At 66.6% G+C, this 21638-nt stretch carries 28 protein-coding genes; 1 reads left to right on the top strand and 27 read right to left on the bottom strand.

Annotation, left to right across the window (positions count from 1 at the left end; genetic code table 11):
* Positions 1-148: 148 nt before the first annotated feature.
* Positions 149-1039, bottom strand: a complete 891-nt coding sequence (locus PQI23_RS01910; RefSeq protein WP_339971141.1) for a tRNA pseudouridine synthase A — start codon at positions 1037-1039, stop codon at positions 149-151.
* Between the two features lie 91 nt (positions 1040-1130).
* On the opposite strand from PQI23_RS01910, the gene PQI23_RS01905 reads away from it, so the two are divergent.
* Positions 1131-2996 carry an acyltransferase family protein gene (locus PQI23_RS01905; RefSeq protein ID WP_339971009.1) on the top strand — a complete coding sequence of 622 codons (1866 nt, stop codon included), beginning with the start codon at positions 1131-1133 and terminating at the stop codon, positions 2994-2996.
* 64 nt (positions 2997-3060) lie between these two features.
* Here the strand turns inward: PQI23_RS01905 and PQI23_RS01900 are convergent, their stop codons facing one another.
* The 26 genes from PQI23_RS01900 to rplB form a co-directional block, all read right to left on the bottom strand.
* The gene (locus PQI23_RS01900; protein WP_339971007.1) at positions 3061-7692 is read right to left on the bottom strand and encodes an ExeM/NucH family extracellular endonuclease; all 4632 of its coding nucleotides are present in this window, start codon (positions 7690-7692) and stop codon (positions 3061-3063) included.
* A gap of 262 nt (positions 7693-7954) precedes the next feature.
* On the bottom strand, positions 7955-8458 hold the full coding sequence (gene rplQ / locus PQI23_RS01895; RefSeq protein WP_339971005.1) for a 50S ribosomal protein L17: 504 nt from the start codon (positions 8456-8458) through the stop codon (positions 7955-7957).
* 45 nt (positions 8459-8503) lie between these two features.
* Positions 8504-9490, bottom strand: a complete 987-nt coding sequence (locus PQI23_RS01890; RefSeq protein ID WP_058594071.1) for a DNA-directed RNA polymerase subunit alpha — start codon at positions 9488-9490, stop codon at positions 8504-8506.
* 153 nt (positions 9491-9643) lie between these two features.
* Entirely contained in the window at positions 9644-10042 is a 399-nt protein-coding gene (gene rpsK, locus PQI23_RS01885) for a 30S ribosomal protein S11 (RefSeq protein ID WP_010156423.1), read from the bottom strand.
* A gap of 47 nt (positions 10043-10089) precedes the next feature.
* Positions 10090-10458, bottom strand: a complete 369-nt coding sequence (rpsM, locus tag PQI23_RS01880) for a 30S ribosomal protein S13 (protein WP_010156422.1) — start codon at positions 10456-10458, stop codon at positions 10090-10092.
* A 159-nt stretch (positions 10459-10617) separates the two neighbouring features.
* Positions 10618-10734 carry a 50S ribosomal protein L36 gene (gene rpmJ, locus PQI23_RS01875; protein WP_005050492.1) on the bottom strand — a complete coding sequence of 39 codons (117 nt, stop codon included), beginning with the start codon at positions 10732-10734 and terminating at the stop codon, positions 10618-10620.
* A 69-nt stretch (positions 10735-10803) separates the two neighbouring features.
* Positions 10804-11025, bottom strand: coding sequence for a translation initiation factor IF-1 (gene infA, locus PQI23_RS01870; RefSeq protein ID WP_010156420.1), 222 nt, complete (start codon positions 11023-11025; stop codon positions 10804-10806).
* A 179-nt stretch (positions 11026-11204) separates the two neighbouring features.
* Positions 11205-12047, bottom strand: a complete 843-nt coding sequence (gene map / locus PQI23_RS01865) for a type I methionyl aminopeptidase (protein ID WP_339971000.1) — start codon at positions 12045-12047, stop codon at positions 11205-11207.
* Between the two features lie 3 nt (positions 12048-12050).
* A complete protein-coding gene (locus PQI23_RS01860) occupies positions 12051-12650 on the bottom strand; it encodes an adenylate kinase (protein ID WP_339970998.1) in 600 nt (199 codons plus the stop codon).
* A complete protein-coding gene (gene secY, locus PQI23_RS01855) occupies positions 12647-13972 on the bottom strand; it encodes a preprotein translocase subunit SecY (RefSeq protein ID WP_339970996.1) in 1326 nt (441 codons plus the stop codon). Before secY ends, PQI23_RS01860 begins: the two co-directional genes overlap by 4 nt.
* Positions 13973-14184: 212 nt before the next feature.
* On the bottom strand, positions 14185-14646 hold the full coding sequence (rplO, locus tag PQI23_RS01850; RefSeq protein ID WP_339970994.1) for a 50S ribosomal protein L15: 462 nt from the start codon (positions 14644-14646) through the stop codon (positions 14185-14187).
* On the bottom strand, positions 14643-14831 hold the full coding sequence (gene rpmD / locus PQI23_RS01845) for a 50S ribosomal protein L30 (protein WP_339970992.1): 189 nt from the start codon (positions 14829-14831) through the stop codon (positions 14643-14645). The genes rplO and rpmD overlap by 4 nt, the downstream gene beginning before the upstream one ends.
* Positions 14831-15541 (bottom strand): 30S ribosomal protein S5, encoded by a 711-nt coding sequence (rpsE, locus tag PQI23_RS01840; protein ID WP_010156413.1) that lies wholly within the window; start codon positions 15539-15541, stop codon positions 14831-14833. The genes rpmD and rpsE overlap by 1 nt, the downstream gene beginning before the upstream one ends.
* Positions 15538-15912, bottom strand: coding sequence for a 50S ribosomal protein L18 (gene rplR, locus PQI23_RS01835; RefSeq protein WP_010156412.1), 375 nt, complete (start codon positions 15910-15912; stop codon positions 15538-15540). The genes rpsE and rplR overlap by 4 nt, the downstream gene beginning before the upstream one ends.
* A 3-nt stretch (positions 15913-15915) precedes the next feature.
* Positions 15916-16452: a 50S ribosomal protein L6 gene (gene rplF, locus PQI23_RS01830; RefSeq protein WP_339970990.1), complete on the bottom strand. Its 537-nt coding sequence runs from the start codon at positions 16450-16452 to the stop codon at positions 15916-15918.
* A 6-nt stretch (positions 16453-16458) separates the two neighbouring features.
* Positions 16459-16857, bottom strand: coding sequence for a 30S ribosomal protein S8 (rpsH, locus tag PQI23_RS01825; protein ID WP_010156409.1), 399 nt, complete (start codon positions 16855-16857; stop codon positions 16459-16461).
* A gap of 118 nt (positions 16858-16975) precedes the next feature.
* Complete coding sequence (rplE, locus tag PQI23_RS01820) at positions 16976-17545, bottom strand: 50S ribosomal protein L5 (RefSeq protein WP_339970987.1); 570 nt, start codon at positions 17543-17545, stop codon at positions 16976-16978.
* Complete coding sequence (gene rplX, locus PQI23_RS01815) at positions 17542-17907, bottom strand: 50S ribosomal protein L24 (RefSeq protein ID WP_339970985.1); 366 nt, start codon at positions 17905-17907, stop codon at positions 17542-17544. Before rplX ends, rplE begins: the two co-directional genes overlap by 4 nt.
* Before the next feature lie 4 nt (positions 17908-17911).
* Complete coding sequence (gene rplN, locus PQI23_RS01810; RefSeq protein WP_058594067.1) at positions 17912-18280, bottom strand: 50S ribosomal protein L14; 369 nt, start codon at positions 18278-18280, stop codon at positions 17912-17914.
* 32 nt (positions 18281-18312) lie between these two features.
* A complete protein-coding gene (gene rpsQ / locus PQI23_RS01805) occupies positions 18313-18585 on the bottom strand; it encodes a 30S ribosomal protein S17 (protein ID WP_010156405.1) in 273 nt (90 codons plus the stop codon).
* A 2-nt stretch (positions 18586-18587) separates the two neighbouring features.
* Complete coding sequence (gene rpmC / locus PQI23_RS01800; protein WP_010156404.1) at positions 18588-18893, bottom strand: 50S ribosomal protein L29; 306 nt, start codon at positions 18891-18893, stop codon at positions 18588-18590.
* Complete coding sequence (gene rplP, locus PQI23_RS01795) at positions 18893-19312, bottom strand: 50S ribosomal protein L16 (protein ID WP_010156403.1); 420 nt, start codon at positions 19310-19312, stop codon at positions 18893-18895. The genes rpmC and rplP overlap by 1 nt, the downstream gene beginning before the upstream one ends.
* A 2-nt stretch (positions 19313-19314) precedes the next feature.
* Positions 19315-20073: a 30S ribosomal protein S3 gene (gene rpsC, locus PQI23_RS01790; protein ID WP_010156401.1), complete on the bottom strand. Its 759-nt coding sequence runs from the start codon at positions 20071-20073 to the stop codon at positions 19315-19317.
* A gap of 2 nt (positions 20074-20075) precedes the next feature.
* Positions 20076-20456, bottom strand: a complete 381-nt coding sequence (rplV, locus tag PQI23_RS01785) for a 50S ribosomal protein L22 (protein WP_010156400.1) — start codon at positions 20454-20456, stop codon at positions 20076-20078.
* Between the two features lie 25 nt (positions 20457-20481).
* Entirely contained in the window at positions 20482-20763 is a 282-nt protein-coding gene (rpsS, locus tag PQI23_RS01780) for a 30S ribosomal protein S19 (RefSeq protein ID WP_010156398.1), read from the bottom strand.
* A gap of 24 nt (positions 20764-20787) precedes the next feature.
* Positions 20788-21624 carry a 50S ribosomal protein L2 gene (rplB, locus tag PQI23_RS01775; RefSeq protein ID WP_339970979.1) on the bottom strand — a complete coding sequence of 279 codons (837 nt, stop codon included), beginning with the start codon at positions 21622-21624 and terminating at the stop codon, positions 20788-20790.
* Positions 21625-21638: the final 14 nt, after the last annotated feature.

The raw sequence follows: 21638 nt of genomic DNA, 5'->3' as shown, positions 1-21638 counted from the left end.
CGCTCCGGTGCGTGGTCCCCGAGGGGTGCGCGCGCGGCTGGAGGGCTCAACAAATCGGGTGCTTGCGCACCAAGGGTCAAGCCTAGCACAGAGCCACCCGGGCCTCTCCCCGCCGCTTCGAACGGAACTGCCGAGCGAATCGAGCGATTCAGTCGAGCGGGTCTCGTCGCGCTCGCGTCGCCGCGGCTCGAGCCTCCAAGGCGTCGTCATTCGGATACGCGATCTCCTCGAGCGAGAGCCCGTGCGCGGGCATCACCGTGAAGCGACTGGTTCTCGCACGCGCATGGCGCAGTGCCACGAGCTCGTCGTGCGCGATGCGCCCGGTGCCCACCGCTACCACCGCTCCGATCAGCGCGCGCACCATCGAGTGGCAGAACGCGTCGGCCTCGATCTGCGCGGCGTACGCCCCATCCTCCGTCCGCCTCCATTCGAAGCGCAGCAGATCGCGCACGGCGGTGGCGCCCTCGCGCGCCTTGCAGAACGTCGTGAAGTCGTTCAGCCCGAGCAGCTCATCGGCGGCGGCCTGCATAGCGTCGAAGTCGATCGGGCGGGGCACGTCCGCGGTGTATCGGGCGACGAGCGGATCCCGCCGCATGCCCGCACCGATCAGTCGGTACTCGTAGCGCCGCCGCAGCGCGGAGAACCGGGCGTCGAAGGCCGCAGGCACCCGATGCACGGAATGCACCACGATGTCGGGGGCCTCTCGTGCGACGACGCCGCTCAGCCTGCGCGCGCGCAGCCGCGCGAGTTCGGACTCGCCCGGTTCGGATGCATCGCGGCGCTGTCGCGCGCTCCACTTCTCCAGTTGGTCGGGCGTCACGTCGAGATGCGCGACCTGACCCCGGGCGTGCACTCCGGCGTCGGTCCGCCCGCCGACGGTGAGTCGCGCCGTCGAGGGCTCCGCGATCCGGAGCAGTGTCGCGATCGCCGCCTCGAGGCTTCCCTGCACCGTTCGCAGTCCCGGCTGCGCAGCCCAGCCCGAGAAGTCAGTGCCGTCGTACGACAGATCGAGTCGCAGGCGCGCCAGAGCCGAGTCCATGCTTCGATCCTGCCAGACGTCTCCCAGGGTGCCCGATCTCGCGACGTACACTGGTTGCCCGAGCCGCTCGAGCTGCGGCGCACCGATCACCATGACGCAGACTCCGCCACCCCGATTCCACACTCCTCGCGCCGGCCGGCTCGGGGGGCTCGATGGCCTCCGCGCGATCGCGGTGGGTCTGGTGCTCTGCTACCACCTCTTCCCCGGTTCGCTGCCGGGCGGGTTCCTCGGCGTCGACGTGTTCTTCGCCATCAGCGGCTTCCTCATCACCACGCTCCTGCTGCGCGAGCACCGGAGCACCGGCCGAATCGCCCTGTGGAGTTTCTGGAAGCGCCGCGCACGGCGCCTCCTGCCCGCACTCGGGCTCGTACTCGTCATCTCGACTGCGCTCGCACTGCTCGCGAACCGCGATCTCCTCGTGGGAATCGGCCGTCAGATCGCGGGCGCCGCGCTGTTCGTCAGCAACTGGACCTCCATCGTCGGCGGCGCCGACTACTTCGCCAGGGATGCTCCGGAGCTCTTCAGGAACACCTGGTCGCTCGCCATCGAGGAGCAGTACTACATCGTGCTGCCCCTCCTCCTGCTCGTGGTGGTGAGGATCGGCAACAGGTACGTCCGCGCGCTGCCCCTGGCCGCGCTCGGCACCGCGTCGGCCCTGCTCATGGCGGGGCTCGCCGCCGCGGGAGCCGACCCGACGCGCGTGTACTTCGGCTCCGACACGCACATCTTCGGGCTCGCCTGCGGCGCGGCTCTGGCCCTCGCAACGGCCCCGCGCTCCACTCCCGCGCCGCAGGAAACCGCGAGCGCTCTCGCGCACGTCGTATCGGCCGCAACCGCGATCGCAGGCCTCGCGACCCTCGGCTGGCTCGCCGCGACGCTGCGCGAGGGCAGCGCCGAGAGCTTCGCCTGGGGCTTCCAGCTCGCCACGCTGGCAGCGCTCGCGACGGTGTGGGCCGTCTCCCGACCCGGAGTCTGGATCGGGAGAGCACTGGACGCGCGACCGCTGCGGTGGATCGGCGAACGCTCCTACGGCATCTACCTCTGGCACTGGCCGCTGCTGCTCATCGCCTCGGCGGTGCTCGGAACATGGCCCGCGCAACTGGTCGGAGCGATTACGCTTGCACTGTCGGTCGCCGTGGCGGCGCTCTCGTACCGGTTCGTCGAGGAGCCCGTGCGTCGATTCGGATTTCGACGGACGCTGGCCCGGGCGCTTCGGCCCGGACGCATCGAGCCGCGAGGTCGATTGGTGCCGGCAGTGATCGGGGGCGTGCTCGTGCTCGCGGTCCCCGCCGCCGCGGCGGCCGTCGCCACTGCACCGTCGCGGAGCTCCGCCGAGGACGCGGTGGCACGAGGGGAAGCGGCGCGGGAGGCCCAGCAGGAGGAGCCGGAGGCAAGTGCTGAGGAGCCGACGTCGGCGCCGACGCAGGCCGGGCCGCTGCAGCCGGAGGGCACCGAGGTCACCGCCATCGGCGACTCGGTGATGCTCGCGAGCCTCCCGGAGCTCGAAACGCGCTTCTCCGGCATCACGATCGACGCCGCCGTGTCGCGCGGCATGGGCGTCGGCGTCGAGATCGCCGCGCAGCAGGCCGATGCCGAGACTCTGCGCCCGGTGCTCCTCGTGGGGCTCGGCACCAACGGGCCGATCAACGTCGACGAACTCGACGCGCTGCGTGCGGCAGCCGGAGACAGGCAGATCGTACTGGTCAACGCTCACGGCGACCGCGAGTGGATTCCCGGAGTGAACGAGGCGCTCCGCGAGTACGCGGAGTCGCATCGCGGGGTGGTGGTCGCCGACTGGGACGAGACGATATCGGCCGCACCGAGCACCGCACTGGCGGGAGACGGGATACACCCGAACCCCACCGGGGGCGAGCTCTACGCCGATTGCGTGCGGCGGGCCATCGACGACCTGCAGCAGCCCGGGGAGGGCGTCGGCTTCTCGGTGCCCCGGCGGTGAACGCGAGAACCCCGCCGATCGTCCGGGAGACGAGCGGCGGGGTCCAGACTGCGGGGCGAGCGAATCAGTTGTCGCGCGCGCCCACCATTCGCGCGCGCCGCGCGAGGAGCAGTGCCCCACCGAGCACTGCGAGCGTTCCCGCGATCAGGCCGGCGGTTGCTGCAGACTCCGAGCCGGTCGATGCCAGCGCACCGCTGCCGTCGCTTCCGGCCTGAGCCGCTCCGGCGCTGCCCGCGTTCGCGTTCGCCGACGTGCCCGACGCGTCGCCGCCGGCCGCTGCAGCAGCGCCATCGGCACCACCCGCCGCAGCGCCATCGGCGCCGCCGTTCGCCGCACCGTCGGCGGCGCCCGGAGCAGCAGCATCGATCTGCAGGGGCACCGTGACCGTCGTGCCGCTGACGTCCGTCGTCATGGTGAGCGTCGCCGCACCGGAGACGCCCTCGGGAATGGTGACGGCGAGCGTCGCAGCGCCATCGGTCACCGGCGCCGATGCGAGCACTGCCGCATCGCCGACCATGACGTCCTCCGCGTCGATCGAAGCGGAGATCTCAGTGTTCTGCGGCACGCCGAGCGAGGTGAGGTCGAGCTTCTCGAAGCGCATCTCGAGCTCCGCACCCGGCTGCAGCGGACCCGTGGGCAGGCCTGCGACCTGCACGGAACGCCGGTCGTAGCTCGGCGAGACCGGGCTGTTGCTGCGCAGGTACTCGATCCACGCGTCGCGATCCACGAGGCCCGTGTCCTGCGTGTCGGTGCCGTTCGCGAACTCGCGGAAGTTGTCGCCTCCCTGCAGCAGGAAGCTGAACGAGCCAATGCGGTACTCGCGTTCGGGATCGATCGGCGCACCGTTGACCATGATGCTCGTGATGCGGTCGCCCTCCTCGCGAGTGTCGTCGAAGGTATAGCTGACATTCTCCGAGAGACCGAGCTGCAGGTACGGCTTCGAGGGAACCTCGCCATCCTCCGTGCGCTGCCACTGCTGTTCGAGCACGGTCTTGAACTGGGCCCCGGTGAGGGTCGTCGTCCAGAGGTTGTTCAGGAACGGCAGCACGGCATTCGCCTCGGCGTAGGTGATATCGCCCGCTTCGAGTTCGGCGCGCAGGCCGCCCGGGTTGACCACGCCGATCTCGGCTCCGCCTCGTTCCTCCGACGCCAGCGTTGCGAGCATCGCATCGGCGACGAAGTTGCCGAGCGTCGACTCGGAACCGCGGTCGTCTCGCGCATCCCCGATGTGCGCGGTGGTGATGTCAGCGGTCGCTTCGCCGATCTTCTGATTCCCGATCTCTGCGGCGTTCTCGAGCGCGGCATTCACGATGCGCTGCACCTCGGCCACCACGGGCGAGCCGGCGACGAGCTCCGCATCGTCGGTCGTGACGCGCTCGACGTTTCGGTTGACGAGCGTCTCGGTCTCGCCCGTCGCCGTATCGAACTCGATGACGACCTGACCGATGCGCTCACCGTAGCTGCCGGTCTGCAGCACCGGGCGCGTGCTCCCATCCGCGGCTCCGGGGACGGGGGCGTCCCAGGCGTATTCGGCGTGCGTGTGACCGTTGAAGATCACGTCGACCTCCGCGCTCGTCTCGGAGACGATGCGCTCGAAGACACCGCCCTCGGCGATCTGCTCTTCGAGGGTCGTTCCCTCGGCGTTCCCACCGGCGGCGCCTTCGTGGTACTCGGCCACGATGACATCGGCTTCACCGTTCTCGGGGTCTCCATCGGTGAGCTGCGCGGCGACGCGGTTCACCGCGGCGACCGGATCGCCGAACTCGATCCCCTCGATGCCGCCCGGGGAGACGAGCGACGGCGTCTCCTGCGTCACGGCGCCGATGATGGCGACCTCCACCCCGTCGATATCGATGATCTCGTACTCCTGCATCGCTGGAGCGCCGACGCGGGTGACGTTCGCGCCCAGGTACGGGAATGCGGCGGCTTCCTTCACCCGGCCGTCGAGGTCGGCGAACCCGCGGTCGAATTCGTGATTGCCGACTGCTGAGGTTGCGAGCCCGAGTGCATTCAGCACGTCGATGGTCGGCTGATCATCGGCTGCGGACGACGCGAACAGCGAGGCTCCGATGTTGTCGCCCGAGGAGATGAACGCGCTGCTCTCCGGGTACTCGGCGCGCAGGCTCTCGACCGTACCGGCGAACTTCACGGTGTTCTTGTCGATGCGGCCGTGGAAGTCGTTGATGTTCAGCAGGTTGAGCTGCTTCTTCTGCGCAGCCTCCAGGTCGGTGGAGATGCCGACGACGATGGGGTCGTGGTCGGAGGAACGGAACGGACCGTCGGCGAAGAGATCGACGACGTTGTAGTTGTAACGGCTGTATTCGAGCGCGACCGCCTCGACCGAATTGATGTTCCAGATATCCGCACCCGTGACGAGCTCCTCCGCCTCGGGAGAGGCGAAGATGTAGTCGAGGGAGCCGATGGCGCCGTCGAAGGCGTAGGTCTCCTCCCCCGTCTTCGCTCCCTGATTCACGTACTCGGCATCGAGAATGCGCTGGATCGGCGTCTCGCCCGCATACGCATTGAAATCGCCGACGAGGAACACGCGTTCGGTGCCCGCCTGCGTCTCCATCTCGTTCGCGAACTCGAGCAGTGCTTCCGCCTGCCGCGTGCGGTCGCCGTTGAAGGCGCCCACGCCGTCTTTTAGATCGGCGTTGTCGCCGGTGGCAGCCGGCCGGCTGTCGCCCTTCGACTTGAAGTGGTTCGCGATCACCAGGAAGTCGGCGTCGGACCCGACGGGCCGGAACTGCTGCGCGAGCGGCTCTCGCGCGTTCGAGAATGCGGCGGAATCGGTGAGGATCACCGACGCCTCGACGGGCTCGATCGAGTCCTTCTTGTAGATGAACGCGGTGCGGATGACATCCTCGTTCGCGGGCACGTTCTCGGGAGAGCGGACGTAGTCCCACTGCCCGGCGGTGAGCGTCTCATCCGCGTTCAGAGCGCCCACGAGGTTCGCGAGCGCCGCATCGCGGTCCTTGCCGAAGCGAGCCGAGTTCTCGATCTCCTCGAGCGATACGACGTTGGCATCGAGCGCGTTGATCGCGTCGACGATCTTGCCCTGCTGGCGGTCGAAGCTCGCCTGGTCCCAGGCCCCGCGCGCATCGCATCCGGTGCGCACGGCGATTCCGTTGCCCTCGCGATCCTCGTACGGCTGGCACCCTGCGACGTCGACGCCGAGTGTCACGAAGTAGTTCAGCACGTTGAAGCCCGCCAGACGCACGTCTCCCCCGACCTCGGCGGGGCGATCCTCACGAGTGTCGGCGAAGGTCGCCGGCTGCTGCGCTCCGGCGTTCTCGGGCGTGAGCTGCGTCGTCGGCTGGAACTTCCAGGCCCCGTTGCGGTAGTCGAGCACGACCGGCTTCGTGAACGTCACCGCGGCACCCACGCGCACGGGCGAGGTGCTCGAGAGGTACGGCACCGGCGCGTCCTTCTGCGTGTTGAAGTTGATGCTCGAGCCGTCGTCGAGCAGCACGCCGATCGCGGCGTTCCTCGCCTGCGCGTCGAGATACGCCTCGCTGCCCGGCGCACCGGCCGCGGTGGGCGTCAGCAGCGGCGCGCTGTCGGCCGCGAGCCCGATCTCGCCGGTGAAGTTCGTATCGTAGGTATCGGAGACGGTGAAGTCGCCCTGCGGAGCGATCAGCATGCTCTCGAGCGTCTCGCGCTCGGCGTCGGTCGCCGGGAATCCGACTGTCGCCGGCGCGACAGGTTCGGCGGACTCCGCAAGCACGGTCAGGTCGCCCGCGGAGACGGTGATCTCGGTGAGCCCGTTGAACTCGGATACGGTACCGGTGATCTCCACGTGCGCGCCGATGTTCGCCTCGGCGACGGTGTCCGAGGAGTATACGAAGATCGCGTCCGAGGCCGCGTGCACGGCAGGATCGACGTCGCCGCCCGTTCCGGCGGTCTGAATCGTGTACCCGGCGAAATTGCCCGTCGGATACGAGGCAGTGACGACGCCCCGCGTCTTCACCCGCTGGCCTGCCAGCGGGCTCGCAGGCCCCGTGCCCTGAATCTCGGCGATCGGCGTCACCGTCTCCGGATCGACCGGCTCCGGCTCCTCGACGGGGGGAACACCCGACGCCGTCGGAGACGGGGTCGTGACGGCGAAGTCGGCCGCGTTGTCGTCGGTATCGTCGAACCCCTGTCGCTCGATGCTCTGGGCGCCCGTCGGAGCGGGCGCGGCTGCGGCGCCCTCGAACCTCGCTGCGTTTCCGTACCCCGCGAAGTCCGCGACCGTCGCCGCGTCGAGTTCGGCGCCGAGTGCGATCGGCGCCGTCGTCTTGGCGAGCACGAGCTGCCCACCACCCGCACCGGCCGCGAGCGTCGAAGTGAGGTCTCCCGTCGGCACTGCGGCGCCGTTCGAGCCGGTCGTACCGGTGATCAAGAAGGTGCCGTTCGCCGGCACGGAACCGGAGAGCGGAATCACCCCCGAGCCGGAAGCGGGCGCGGAGGCCGCGGCCGACCGGTACTGCAGCGACCAACCGGCGAGGCTGATCGGGGCATCGGTCGGGTTCGCGAGTTCGACGTAGTCCGCGTTGAGCGCAGCGCCGCCATTGCCTCCCGCGGCATAGATCTCATTGATCACCACCCCGGTTCCGTCGACGCTGGCGACGGCTGGGGTGGCGATGAGTGGGACAGCGGCGAAGGCGGCGATTGCCGCACCCGCGCAGAGGCGATGGGATCGTTTCAGGGACACCGTTTCTCCGTTGATCACGGGCCGACGCGCTCGCAGACCCGGGGCGCCGGTGGTTTCCGGCGTCTTGCATCGACCGACCGACCGGGCGACGCTGTCGACGGTACGGAACCGGAGTGACCGACACAGCGCGTGCAGCTTCACGGCGCGTGAACGACGGGTGCCGCTCGATGAACTCCTCCCCTGTGAGAGTTCCCCAACCCTCGGAGACGCGAGAACCCCGTCGCGCGGTGCGCGACGGGGTTCTCGACGAACAGCTCGAGACTTACTCGGCCTTCTCCTCGGCCGGAGTCTCAGCGGTCTCCTCGGCCGGAGCCTCGGTCGCCTCTTCCGCGGGTGCCTCGGTGGGCTCTTCCGCAGGCGCCTCCGCAACCGGCGCGGCCGGCTTCTCAGCCTTCGGCTTCGGCGAAACCGGCTCGAGCACGAGCTCGATCACCGCGAGCGGCGCACGATCGCCCTTGCGGAAACCGGTCTTCACGATGCGCGTGTAGCCGCCTTCACGGTTCTCGACGAGCGGCGCGATCTCGGTGAAGAGCTCGTGAACGACCGACTTGTCGAGGATCTGACGCATCACACGACGGCGCGAGTGCAGGTCACCGCGCTTCGCGAACGTGACGAGGCGCTCGGCGACGGGCTGCAGGCGCTTCGCCTTGGTCTCCGTCGTCTGAATCCGCTTGTGCTCGAAGAGCTGCGATGCCAGCTGGTTCAGCATCAGACGCTCGTGTGCGGGGCCGCCTCCGAGGCGGGGGCCCTTGTTGGGCTTGGGCATTATTTACTCCAGTAGATGTGCGGTCGGGCTGACAGTGCCGAACCGTTAGTTGTTGTCGTCTTCGTAGCTATAGAACTGCGCGCCGTCGAACCCGGGCACCGCGTCCTTGAGCGAGAGGCCCATCTCGGTGAGCTTGTCGCGCACCTCGAATACCGACTTCTGGCCGAAGTTGCGAATGTTCATCAGCTGCGCCTCGGAGAGCGCGACCAGTTCGCTCACCGTGTTAATGCCCTCGCGCTTGAGGCAGTTGTAGCTGCGCACGGAGAGGTCCAGATCCTCGATCGGGATCGAGAGCTCGCCCTCTGCGACGACCTCGACCGGCGCGGGGCCGATCTCGACGCCCTCGGCGGCGGTGTTCAGCTCGCGTGCGAGCCCGAAGAGCTCGACGAGGGTCGATCCGGCCGAAGCGATCGCGTCTCGAGGGGAGATCGCGGGCTTCGACTCGACATCGACGACGAGGCGGTCGAAGTCGGTGCGCTCACCGGCGCGCGTCGCTTCGACGCGGTACGTGACCTTCAGCACCGGCGAGTAGATCGAGTCGACCGGGATGCGGCCGACCTCTGCGTCCTCGTTGCGGTTCTGAGCGGCGGAGACGTACCCGCGGCCGCGCTCGATGGTCAGCTCGAGTTCGAACTGGGCCGAGTCGCTGAGCGTGGCGATGACGAGCTCCGGGTTGTGCACCTCGACACCCGCCGGGGCGGAGATGTCGGCGGCGGTGACCTCGCCGGCGCCGGTCTTCCGCAGGTAGGCGGTGATGGGCTCGTCGTGCTCGCTCGAGACGACGAGATCCTTGATGTTGAGGATGATCTCCGTGACGTCCTCGGTCACGCCCGGAATGGTCGTGAACTCGTGGGCGACGCCCTCGAAGCGCACGCTCGTGACGGCCGCGCCGGGGATGGACGACAGCAGGGTACGACGCAACGAGTTGCCGAGCGTGTAGCCGAAGCCGGGCTCAAGCGGCTCGATGGCGAAACGCGAACGGAACTCGGAGATCGATTCTTCAGTCAGAGTGGGTCGCTGTGCAATCAGCACGGTGTGTGATCCTTTCGCTGGAGTCCGCTATATGACTCATGCGGTATCGGGATTGAAGTGGGCTGAAGCACCGACCGGAGCCGGTGCAGAGAATGACGGATCGCCGCCCCACGGGCGGCAGTCGCGCCGGCGTCAGCCGGCGCGACTCTCCGATCAGACGCGGCGACGCTTCGGCGGACGGCACCCGTTGTGCGTCTGCGGCGTGACGTCGTTGATCGAGCCCACCTCGAGGCCTGCGGCCTGCAGCGAGCGGATCGCGGTCTCGCGGCCCGAGCCCGGTCCCTTGACGAAGATGTCGACCTTCTTCATGCCGTGCTCCTGCGCCTTGCGCGCAGCGGACTCAGCAGCGAGCTGAGCGGCGAACGGGGTCGACTTGCGCGAGCCCTTGAAGCCGACGCCACCGGAAGAGGCCCAGCTGATCACAGCACCCGTGGTGTCCGTGATCGAGACGATCGTGTTGTTGAACGTCGACTTGATGTGGGCCTGGCCCACGGCGACGTTCTTCTTATCCTTGCGACGCGGCTTGCGAGCCGCGGTCTTTGGTGCAGCCATTGAGTGTTCTCCTGAAAAGCTCTGTGTGGTGGTCTAACGGACCGGCGTTACTTCTTCTTGCCGGCGACGGTGCGCTTCGGGCCCTTGCGGGTACGAGCGTTCGTCTTGGTGCGCTGACCGTGCACAGGCAGGCCCTTACGGTGGCGGAGCCCCTGGTAGCTGCCGATCTCGACCTTGCGGCGGATGTCGGCTGCGACCTCGCGACGGAGATCGCCCTCAACCTTGAAGTTGCCCTCGATGTAGTCGCGCAGTGCGACGAGCTGGTCATCCGACAGGTCCTTGACGCGGATGTTGCCATCGATGTTGGTGTCGGCGAGGGTCTTGAGTGCGCTGGTGCGCCCGACGCCGTAGATGTAGGTGAGTGCGATCTCAACGCGCTTATCGCGTGGGATGTCGACTCCTGCGAGACGTGCCATGTTGGCTCTCCTTGCGGATCGTGGAGGTGTGGTGCGCATCGGGGGTTCGGGCCTCCGGCCCGAGGTGTCCCCTGCTCGGCAGTGCCGACCAGGTTCTTCGATGCGCTGGATCAGATATTCGGTTGTGTGTTCTGCTGAGCCGCCTTGAGCGGCTGGGCATCAGCCCTGGCGCTGCTTGTGGCGCGGGTTGCTCTTGCAGATCACCATGACGCGTCCGTGGCGACGGATGACCTTGCAGTGATCGCAGATCGGCTTGACGCTGGGGTTGACCTTCATGATGATTCCTTCGTGTGTATCGCTGTCCTCGTACTCGCGGAGTGCCGCGAGTCGTTACTTCCCAGCGACCTACTTGTAGCGGTAGACGATGCGTCCGCGAGTCAGATCGTAGGGCGTCAGCTCCACGATCACGCGATCCTCGGGGAGGATGCGGATGTAGTGCTGGCGCATTTTGCCCGAGATATGAGCGAGCACCTTGTGTCCATTGGTCAGCTCGACGCGGAACATCGCGTTCGGCAGAGCCTCGACGATGTGTCCCTCGATCTCGATGACGCCGTCTTTCTTCGCCATAGCCTCACTATCGCTTGCGTAGGTGTACTGGTCATGCGAATGCTCAGCTTCCGCGTCTCCGACCGCGATCCGACGCGAGTCGGTGCGAACGCAAAAGCAGGCGCAAAGCACCAAAGATCAAGAGTACCCGGCGTGTCGCCTTTTGTAAAGCTCGCGGCGCGTCATATCGGACCCGCGGCTTACGGGATCGGCACGGGGCGAACGCCCAGCGGTTCCAGTCCGCTCGCACCGCCGTCCTCGGCAGTGAGGACCCAGATGCCGCGATCGTGCACCGCCACCGTGTGCTCCCACTGCGCGCTCATGGAGCCGTCGGCCATCGTCACGGTCCACTCGTCGTCCTCGATGTCGGTCTCGATACCGCCCGCCGAGATGATCGGCTCGATCGCCACGACCAGACCGGGCTTCACCTCGGGCCCGCGGCGGCGCACCGGGACGTTGAAGACCGGCGGATCCTCATGCATGCTGCGCCCGATACCGTGACCGATGTAGTCCTCGAGCACACCGAAATCGCTATGTGCGCGCACATATCCCGCGACGGCCTCCCCTACCTCATTCAGGTGCTTCGCCGAAGCGAGCCGCGCGATCCCCCGCCACATCGCCTGCTCGGTGACGTCGCTGAGGAGCTGGTTCGCCGCGGTGCGCTCGGGGTCCGCGTGGTCGGGCAGCACCGCGGTGAAGGCGGAGTCGCCGTGCCATCCGTCGACGACCGCTCCCGCATCGAGCGCGACGATGTCGCCCGGCTCGAGCGGGCGCTCCGTGGGGATGCCGTGCACCACGTGCTGATTCACATTGGCGCAGATCGTGTGACGGTACCCCGGTTCGAGCATGAAGTTCGGCGCGCCTCCGCGCTCGCGGATCGCCCGTTCTGCGAGCGCGTCGAGCTCGAGCGGCGTCACGCCGGGCGCTACCGCTGCACGCATCGCATCGAGCGCTGCTGCCGTCGCGCGACCCGGCTCGATCATCAACCGCAGTTGCGCCGGTGACTTGTAGATCGATCGTCGCAGCAGGCCTCGACGCGCCAACGGCTACTGCCCGACTCGAGCGTTAAGCTGAGCCGACAGGCCGGCCGCAATCCGCTCGGAGACCTCGTCGATGGTGCCGAGCCCGTCCACGGGCACCAAGATGCCGCGCTCCGAGAACAGGGCGATCAGCGGAGCGGTCTGCTCCGCATACACATCCTGTCGATGCCGGATGACCTCTTCAGTATCGTCCGCGCGGCCCTCGAGCGCCGCCCGCTTCAGCAGCCGGGCGATGACCTCTTCCGGATCCGCCTCGAGCAGCACGACGGCGTCGAGAGACCCCGCGCCGAGCATTCCGTCGAGCGCGTGCACCTGCTCGACCGTGCGCGGGTAACCGTCGAGGAGGAAGCCCGACGCTGCGTCATCCTGGGCGATCCGATCTGCGACGATCGCGTTCGTCAGCTCGTCGGGCACGAGCTCGCCCTGCTCGATGATGGCCTGCACCTGCTTGCCGAGCTCCGTTCCCCCCTGGATGTTCGACCGGAAGATGTCGCCCGTCGAGATCGCGGGCACACCGTACCGCTCGGCGATCCGGCCGGCCTGGGTCCCCTTGCCAGCGCCGGGAGGACCGATGATGAGCAGACGGGCGGTGGTCTCTTCGGTCACTTGAGGAGCCCTTCGTAGTGGCGCTGCTGCAGCTGCGCGTCGATCTGCTTCACGGTCTCCAGGCCGACGCCCACGATGATAAGAATCGAGGCCCCGCCGAACGGGAAGTTCTGGTTCGCGCCGAAGAACGACAGCGCGACGAGCGGCAGCAGCGCAATGACGCCGAGATAGAGCGAGCCCGCACTCGTAATGCGGGTGAGCACGTAGTTGAGGTACTCCGCCGTCGGCCTGCCGGCCCGGATACCCGGGATGAAGCCGCCGTACTGCTTCATGTTGTCGGAGACCTCTTCGGGGTTGAACGTGATCTGCACGTAGAAGAAGGTGAACCCGATCACGAGCAGGAAGAAGACGAGCATGTAGATCGGCTGGTCGCCGTAGACCAGGTTGTTCTGAATCCACACCACCCATGGCTTCGGATCCTCGCCGATCTGAGGCTGGTTGAACTGCGTGATGAGCATGGGGAGGTAGAGGATCGCCGACGCGAAGATCACCGGGATCACGCCCGCCATGTTCACCTTGATCGGAATGTACGTGCTGCTTCCGCCGTACGTGCGACGCCCGACTACGCGCTTCGCGTACTGCACCGGGATGCGCCGCTGGGACTGCTCGACGAACACCACTGCCGCAACGACGAGGAGACCGACGGCGAGGACTATGAAGAAGACCTCCCAGCCGCGCGACTCCTTGATGATCCACATCGCACCGGGGAACGTCGCCGCGATCGAGGTGAAGATGAGGAGGGACATGCCGTTGCCGACGCCGCGCTCGGTGATGAGCTCGCCGAACCACATGATCAGGCCGGTGCCGGCGGTCATCGTGATGATCATGATGAGCACCGCCCACCATTCCTGCGACACGAGGTTCTGGCACGCCTGGTTCGCCGCGGCGCCGAAGAGCTGACCCGACCGGGCGACCGTGATGAGCGTGGTCGACTGCAGGATCGCGAGCGCGATGGTCAGGTAGCGCGTGTACTGCGTGAGCTTCGCCTGCCCCGCCTGACCTTCCTTGTGCAGTGCCTCGAAGTGCGGGATCACGACGCGCAGCAGCTGGGTGATGATCGACGCCGTGATGTAGGGCATGATGCCGAGGGCGAAGATCGAGAGCTGCAGCAGCGCGCCGCCGCTGAACAGGTTGATCATGTCGTACAGGCCGGAGCTGCCCTGGTTCTGGTTGGCCACAAGACACGCTTGAACGTTGTTGAAGTCGACGAACGGTGCGGGGATGAATGACCCGAGCCGGAACAACGACACGATTGCGAGCGTGAAGACGATCTTCCGCCGCAGATCGGGTGTCCGGAAGATCCGTCCGATGGCGCTGAACAAAATCTGCCTCCTGGAACGTCGTAAGGGGCTTCGCCTACCGACGAGAACCAATTGCTCCAGCCTACACGGCGAGTGCCGCATGACCGAGCCATCGCCATGAATGGCGGGTGAAACAAGACAGCGAGGGTGGGCGGGAACGGCATGAATGCCGCCCCCGCCGATCCCCCGCTACTCGGGAGACTCCCGAGGGTACTGCTGGTCCGATCGGACCGTTACTTCACAGCTCCGCCCGCGGCGACGATCTTCTGCTCGGCAGAGCTGGAGACCTTGTCGACCTGTACGGAGAGCTTGACCTGAAGGTCGCCGTTGCCCAGCACCTTGACGGGCTGGTTCTTGCGCACGGCGCCCTTGGCCACCAGATCCTCGACGGTGACGTCCCCACCCTGCGGGTAGAGCTCGGCGAGCTTCGCGACGTTCACCACCTGGTACTCGGTGCGGAACGGGTTCTTGAACCCGCGGAGCTTCGGGGTGCGCATGTGCAGCGGCATCTGCCCACCCTCGAAGCCTGCCTTGACCTGGTACCGGGCCTTGGTGCCCTTGGTGCCGCGGCCGGCGGTCTTGCCCTTCGATGCCTCACCGCGACCCACGCGGGTCTTGGCCTTCTTGGCACCGGGAGCCGGGCGGAGGTGGTGCGCCTTCAGCACCGACTCACGCTCCTCGTTGTTCTCGCTCATGCGTCGATCTCCTCAACCACTACCAGGTGAGCGACCGCGCGAATGTACCCGCGGTTCGCCTGGGTGTCCTCGCGAACGACCGACTGGCCGATCTTCCGGAGGCCCAGGCTGCGGAGCGTGTCGCGCTGGTTCTGCTTCTCACTGATGACGGACTTCGTCTGCGTAACCTTCAGGCTCTTCGCCATTACGCACCTGCCTTTGCCTTCGCGGCAGCGTCGGCCGCGGCCTTCGCCTCGGCGCGCACGATGCGAGCCGGAGCGACGCGGTCGAAGTCGAGGCCGCGGCGGGCTGCGACGGAGCGGGGCTCCTCGAGCTGCTGCAGCGCCTCGACGGTCGCATGCACGATGTTCAGGGTGTTCGACGAACCGAGCGACTTGCTCAGCACATCGTGGATGCCAGCGCACTCGAGCACGGCGCGGACGGGGCCACCGGCGATAACACCGGTACCTGCCGCGGCCGGGCGCAGAAGCACGACGCCGGCTGCCGCCTCGCCCTGGACGGGGTGCGGAATGGTGCTGGCGACGCGCGGAACGCGGAAGAAGTTCTTCTTCGCCTCCTCGACGCCCTTCGCGATTGCGAGCGGCACCTCCTTGGCCTTGCCGTAGCCGACGCCGACGGTTCCGTTGCCATCGCCCACCACGACGAGCGCGGTGAAGCTGAAGCGACGGCCGCCCTTGACGACCTTCGACACGCGGTTGATGGTCACGACGCGCTCGAGGAACTGGCTCTCGTTGCGGTCGCGTCCGCCGCGCTCGTTGCGGGTGCCGCGATCGCGGCTCCCGCGACGCTGCTCGCGCGGTTCGTTGCGGTGATCCTGAGCCGGAGCGGCCTGCGCGGCCGTCGTCTCAGACTGGGCCTCTGCAGACACTTGCTGCTCCTTCGTTTCGTTGCTCACAGGGTCAGCCCTCCTTCACGAGCGCCATCGGCGATCGCTGCGACGCGACCGGCGTACTTGCTCCCGCCGCGGTCGAAGACCACTGCGTCAATGCCAGCGCCCTTGGCGCGCTCGGCGACGAGTTCGCCGACCTTGCGAGCCTTGGCGGTCTTGTCACCGTCGAAGGAGCGGAGATCGGCTTCCATGGTCGAAGCCGAAGCGAGGGTGAGACCCTTCGAATCGTCGACGACCTGCACGAAGACGTGACGCGAGGAGCGGTTGACGACGAGACGGGGGCGAACCTCCGTGCCGACGATCTTCTTGCGCAGGCGGGTGTGGCGGCGAACGCGCGCAGCCGACCGACCCTTAGCCCGGGATACTGAAGCGGCCATGGGTTACTTACCAGCCTTTCCTGCCTTGCGACGGACAACCTCGCCCGCGTAGCGAATGCCCTTGCCCTTGTAGGGCTCCGGCTTCTTCAGCTTGCGGATGTTGGCTGCGGCCTCGCCGACAGCCTGCTTCGAGATCCCGCTGACGGTGATCTTGGTGTTGCCCTCGACCGCGAGGGTGATGCCCTCGGGGGCGTCCACGCTGACCGGGTGCGAGAAGCCGAGCGCGAGCTCCAGGCCGGTGCCCTTCTGCTGCACGCGGTACCCCGTGCCGACGACCTCGAGCTGCTTCGAGTAGCCCTCGGTCACACCGATAATGTTGTTGTTGATGAGCGTGCGGCTCAAGCCGTGCAGCGCTCGGGAGTCGCGCTCGTCGTTCGGGCGGGTGACGAGCACCTGACCGTCTTCGAGGGCGACGCGGATGGGCTCGGCGATGACGAGCGAGAGCTCGCCCTTCGCGCCCTTGACCGTGACCTTCTGACCATCGATCTTGACATCTACACCGCCGGGAACGGCGATGGGAAGCTTACCAATACGTGACATGACGCCTTACCACACGTAGGCGAGGACTTCCCCGCCGACGCCCTTCTGCTCGGCCTCGCGGTCGGTCAGCAGACCCGAGGAGGTGGACAGGATCGCGATGCCGAGGCCGCCGAGCACGCTCGGGATCTCGGTGGAGCCCGCGTACACGCGAAGGCCGGGCTTGGAGACCCGCTTGATGCCCTCGATGGAACGCTCGCGGTTCGGGCCGTACTTCAGCGACATCGTGATGGTCGTACCGACGCGTGCCGCCTCGACCTTCCAGTCCTGAATGTAGCCCTCGCGCTTGAGGATCTCAGCGATCCGCTCCTTCAGCTTCGAGCCGGGGAGCGAAACGTCGTCATGATGCGCAGAGTTTGCGTTGCGCAGCCGGGTGAGCATATCTGCTACCGGATCAGTCATCGTCATGAGTGACTCTTTCTTTCTCGCCTGGTTTCATGCGCCGGTACACCGACGAATGACCTGGGTGACACACGGATTGGGTGCCCGGGAAATCCCGGGCACCCTCGCCGTTTGGACTATTCAGTTATTCCGATTTGAAGGGGAATCCGAGCGCGCGAAGCAGCGCACGGCCCTCATCGTCGGTCTTCGCGGTGGTCACGACAGTGATGTCGAACCCACGCACGCGGTCAATCTTATCCTGATCGATCTCGTGGAACACACTCTGCTCGGTCAAACCGAAGGTGTAGTTGCCGTTTCCATCGAACTGACGCGGCGAGAGGCCGCGGAAATCGCGGATGCGCGGCAGAGCGAGGTTCACGAGGCGGTCGAGGAACTCCCACGACCGGTCGCCGCGGAGCGTGACGTGAGCACCGATGGCCTGGCCCTCGCGCAGCTTGAACTGCGCGATGGACTTGCGGGCCTTGGTGACCATCGGCTTCTGACCGGTGATCTTCACGAGATCGGCGATCGCGCCCTCGATCACCTTGCTGTCACGAGCGGCCTCGCCGACGCCGGTGTTCACGACGACCTTGACGATGCCGGGAACCTGCATGATGTTGGCGTAGCCGAACTCCTCGCGGAGCTGCGGAACGATCTCGGAGCGGTACTTCTGCTTCAGGCGCGGCTGAGCGGTGGTCGCTGCAGTCTCGGTCATGCGAGATCCTTCCCGGACTTCTTCGCGAAACGCACGCGAACAGTCTTCTTCTTGCCGTCCTTCTCGACTTCCTCGACGCGGAAGCCGACGCGGGTCGGCTTCTTCGTCTCGGGGTCGACGACCGCGACGTTGGACACATGGATCGGAGCCTCGACGGTCTCGATGCCACCCTCGCGGGTGCCACGATCCGACTGGCCGACGCGCGAGTGCTTCGTGACGTAGTTCACGCCCTCCACCACGACGCGATCGGTGTCGGAGAGAACCTCGATCACTCGACCCTGCTTGCCCTTGTAGCCGCCGCGCTCCTGCGACGGGCCAGAGATGACCTCGACGAGGTCACCCTTCTTGATCTTTGCGCCCATAGGACTAGATCACCTCCGGTGCGAGCGAGACGATCTTCATGAACCGCTTGTCGCGGAGTTCACGTCCGACCGGCCCGAAGATGCGGGTGCCGCGGGGCTCCCCGTCGGCCTTGAGGATAACGGCGGCGTTCTCGTCGAACGCGATGTACGAACCGTCGCCACGACGAGTCGACTTGCGCGTCCGGACGATGACGGCCTTGACCACATCGCCCTTCTTGACGTTGCCGCCGGGGATCGCGTCCTTGACGGTCGCAACGATCGTGTCGCCGAGACCGGCGTAACGACGCTTCGAGCCCCCGAGGACACGGATCGTGAGCAACTCCTTGGCGCCGCTGTTATCGGCCACCTTGAGTCGGGATTCCTGCTGAATCACTTGCTACTCCTTCACTGAGTAAGCCCGGGGGCTTACTTCGCCTTCTCGAGGACCTCGACCAGACGCCAGCGCTTGGAAGCGCTCAGCGGCCGGGTCTCGTGGATGAGCACGAGATCACCGATACCGGCCGTGTTCTGCTCGTCGTGGGCCTTGACCTTCGACGAACGACGCAGCACCTTGCCGTACAGCGGGTGCTTCACGCGATCCTCGACCTCGACGACGATGGTCTTCTCCATCTTGTCGCTGACGACATAGCCGCGGCGAGCCTTACGGTAGCCGCGCTGTTCCTTCTCGACCTCAGCCATGTTCAGGCCTCCTTCGTCTCAGCGGCGGCATCCGCCTGCTCGGTCTTCTTGCTGCTCTTCTTCGCCTTCGCAGGCGCAGCAGCAGGGGTGGCACGAATGCCGAGCTCACGCTCGCGCAGCACGGTGTAGATGCGAGCGATGTCGCGCTTCACCTGGCGGACGCGTCCGTGGCTCTCCAGCTGACCGGTGGCCGACTGGAAGCGAAGGTTGAAGAGCTCGCCCTTCGCCTTCTTCAGTTCTTCGGCCAGTCGCTCGTTCTCGAAGCTATCGAGCTCGGTGATGGCCAGTTCCTTGGTACCGATCGCCATTACGCGTCGCCCTCCTCGCGCTTGATAATGCGGGCCTTGAGCGGCAGCTTGTGAATGGCGCGGGTAAGCGCCTCACGAGCGAGCTGCTCATCGACACCGGCGACCTCGAAGAGGACGCGGCCCGGCTTGACATTGGCAACCCACCACTCCGGCGAGCCCTTACCCGAACCCATGCGGGTTTCCGCAGGCTTCTTGGTCAGGGGACGATCCGGGTAGATGTTGATCCACACCTTGCCGCCGCGCTTGATGTGACGCGTCATGGCGATACGAGCGGACTCGATCTGACGGTTGGTCACGTACGCGGGGGTCAGTGCCTGGATACCGAACTCGCCGAAGGCGATCTGGTTACCGCCCTTGGACTGGCCGGTACGGCTCGGGTGGTGCTGCTTGCGGTACTTGACTCGACGAGGAATCAGCATGCTTACTTCTCCGCTCCTGCTGCAGCGGGTGCAGCCTCGGCCTGTGCACCGCGGGGCGCACGGCGGCGGTCGCCGCGGTCGCGGGACGGCTTCTGGGCCGCCTGCTCGCGAGCGAGTTCCTTGTTGGTCAGGTCACCCTTGTAGATCCAGACCTTCACGCCGATGCGGCCGAAGGTGGTCTTCGCCTCGTAGAAGCCGTAGTCGATGTTCGCGCGGAGCGTGTGCAGCGGCACACGGCCTTCGCGGTAGAACTCCGAGCGGCTCATCTCGGCGCCGCCGAGGCGGCCGGAGACCTGGATGCGGATGCCCTTGGCGCCGGCGCGCTGAGCGCCCTGCAGACCCTTGCGCATCGCGCGACGGAACGCCACGCGAGCAGCGAGCTGCTCGGCGATGCCCTGCGCGACGAGCTGAGCGTCGGCCTCGGGGTTCTTCACCTCGAGGATGTTCAGCTGGATCTGCTTGCCGGTGAGCTTCTCGAGATCGGCGCGGATGCGCTCGGCCTCGGCGCCGCGGCGACCGATGACGATGCCGGGACGAGCCGAATGGATGTCCACGCGAACCCGGTCACGGGTGCGCTCGATCTCCACGCGGGAAACGCCCGCGCGGTCGAGCTGCTTCGTCAGGTGCTGACGGATCTTGATGTCCTCGGCGAGGTAGTCGGCGTAGCGCTGACCGGCCTTCGTCGAGTCCGAGAACCAACGCGATACGTGATCGGTGGTGACCCCGAGGCGGAAGCCATAGGGATGAATCTTCTGGCCCATACCTAGGCTCCCTTCTTCACGGCGGCGAGCTCATCAGCCGTCTGCAGCACGATGGTGATGTGGCTGGTGCGCTTGTTGATACGGAATGCGCGGCCCTGTGCACGGGGGCGGAAACGCTTGAGCGTCGCGCCCTCGTCCACGAAAGCACGAGCTACCACGAGCTCGTCCTCATTGAGACGCAGGTTCTCCTTGTCGGCCTTGACGCGCGCGTTGGCGATCGCCGAGGCGACGAGCTTGAAAATCGGCTCCGCCGCGGCCTGAGGGGCGAACTTCAGGATGGCGAGCGCCTCCTGAGCGTTCTTCCCGCGGACCAGGTCAATGACACGACGGGCCTTCTGGGGGGTGATGCGGATATGACGCACGCGTGCGATCGACTCCACCATTTCTCTTCCTCCTTCACGTCACCGCTTAGCGGCGACGGCCCTTCTTGTCGTCCTTCACGTGACCGCGGAAGGTACGTGTGGGCGCGAACTCGCCCAGCTTGTGACCGACCATGGTCTCCGTGACGAACACGGGGATGTGCTTCCGACCGTCGTGCACCGCGATGGTGTGACCCAGCATCGCCGGGATGATCATCGAGCGGCGCGACCAGGTCTTGATCACGTTCTTGGAGCCGGCTTCGTTCTGGACAATCACCTTGTTCAACAGGTGGTTGTCGACGAAGGGGCCCTTCTTGAGACTACGAGGCATCTTCTACTCTCTCCTACCTGTCGACTAACGCTTCTTGCCAGCGTTACGGCGACGCACGATGAGCTTGTCGCTTTCCTTGTTCGGATGGCGCGTACGGCCTTCCTTCTGGCCCCAGGGGCTGACCGGATGACGACCACCGGAGGTGCGGCCCTCGCCACCACCGTGCGGGTGATCCACCGGGTTCATGACGACACCGCGCACGGTCGGGCGAACGCCCTTCCAGCGCATACGGCCCGCCTTGCCCCAGTTGATGTTCGACTGCTCGGCATTGCCGACCTCGCCGATGGTTGCGCGGCAACGTGCGTCGACGTTGCGGATCTCGCCCGAGGGGAGACGCAGCTGCGCGTAGGGGCCGTCCTTCGCCACGAGGCGAACCGAGGCACCCGCGGAACGAGCGAGCTTCGCTCCCCCGCCCGGCTTCAGCTCGATCGCGTGGATCACGGTACCGGTCGGGATGTTGCGCAGCGGGAGGTTGTTGCCCGGCTTGATGTCCGCGCCCGCACCCGACTCGACGACGTCGCCCTGCTTGAGCTTGTTCGGCGCGATGATGTAGCGCTTCGTGCCGTCCACGAAGTGCAGCAGCGCGATGCGCGCCGTGCGGTTCGGGTCGTACTCGATGTGCGCGACCTTGGCGTTCACGCCGTCCTTGTCGTGACGACGGAAGTCGATGACGCGGTACTGACGCTTGTGGCCACCACCGATGTGACGGGTGGTGATCCGGCCCTGGTTGTTGCGGCCGCCGGTCTTGGGGAGCGGACGGAGCAGCGACTTCTCAGGCGTCGAGCGGGTGATTTCAGCGAAATCAGCAACGCTCGAGCCACGACGACCCGGGGTCGTCGGCTTGTACTTGCGAATTGCCATGATGTGTTCCTCTT

Origin of the sequence: Leucobacter sp. USCH14, from assembly GCF_037619215.1 — a bacterium.
In the GTDB taxonomy this organism is placed as follows: Bacteria; Actinomycetota; Actinomycetes; order Actinomycetales; family Microbacteriaceae; genus Leucobacter.
Note: the sequence above shows the minus strand (reverse complement) of the source record. Positions and strands in the feature narration are given on the sequence as shown.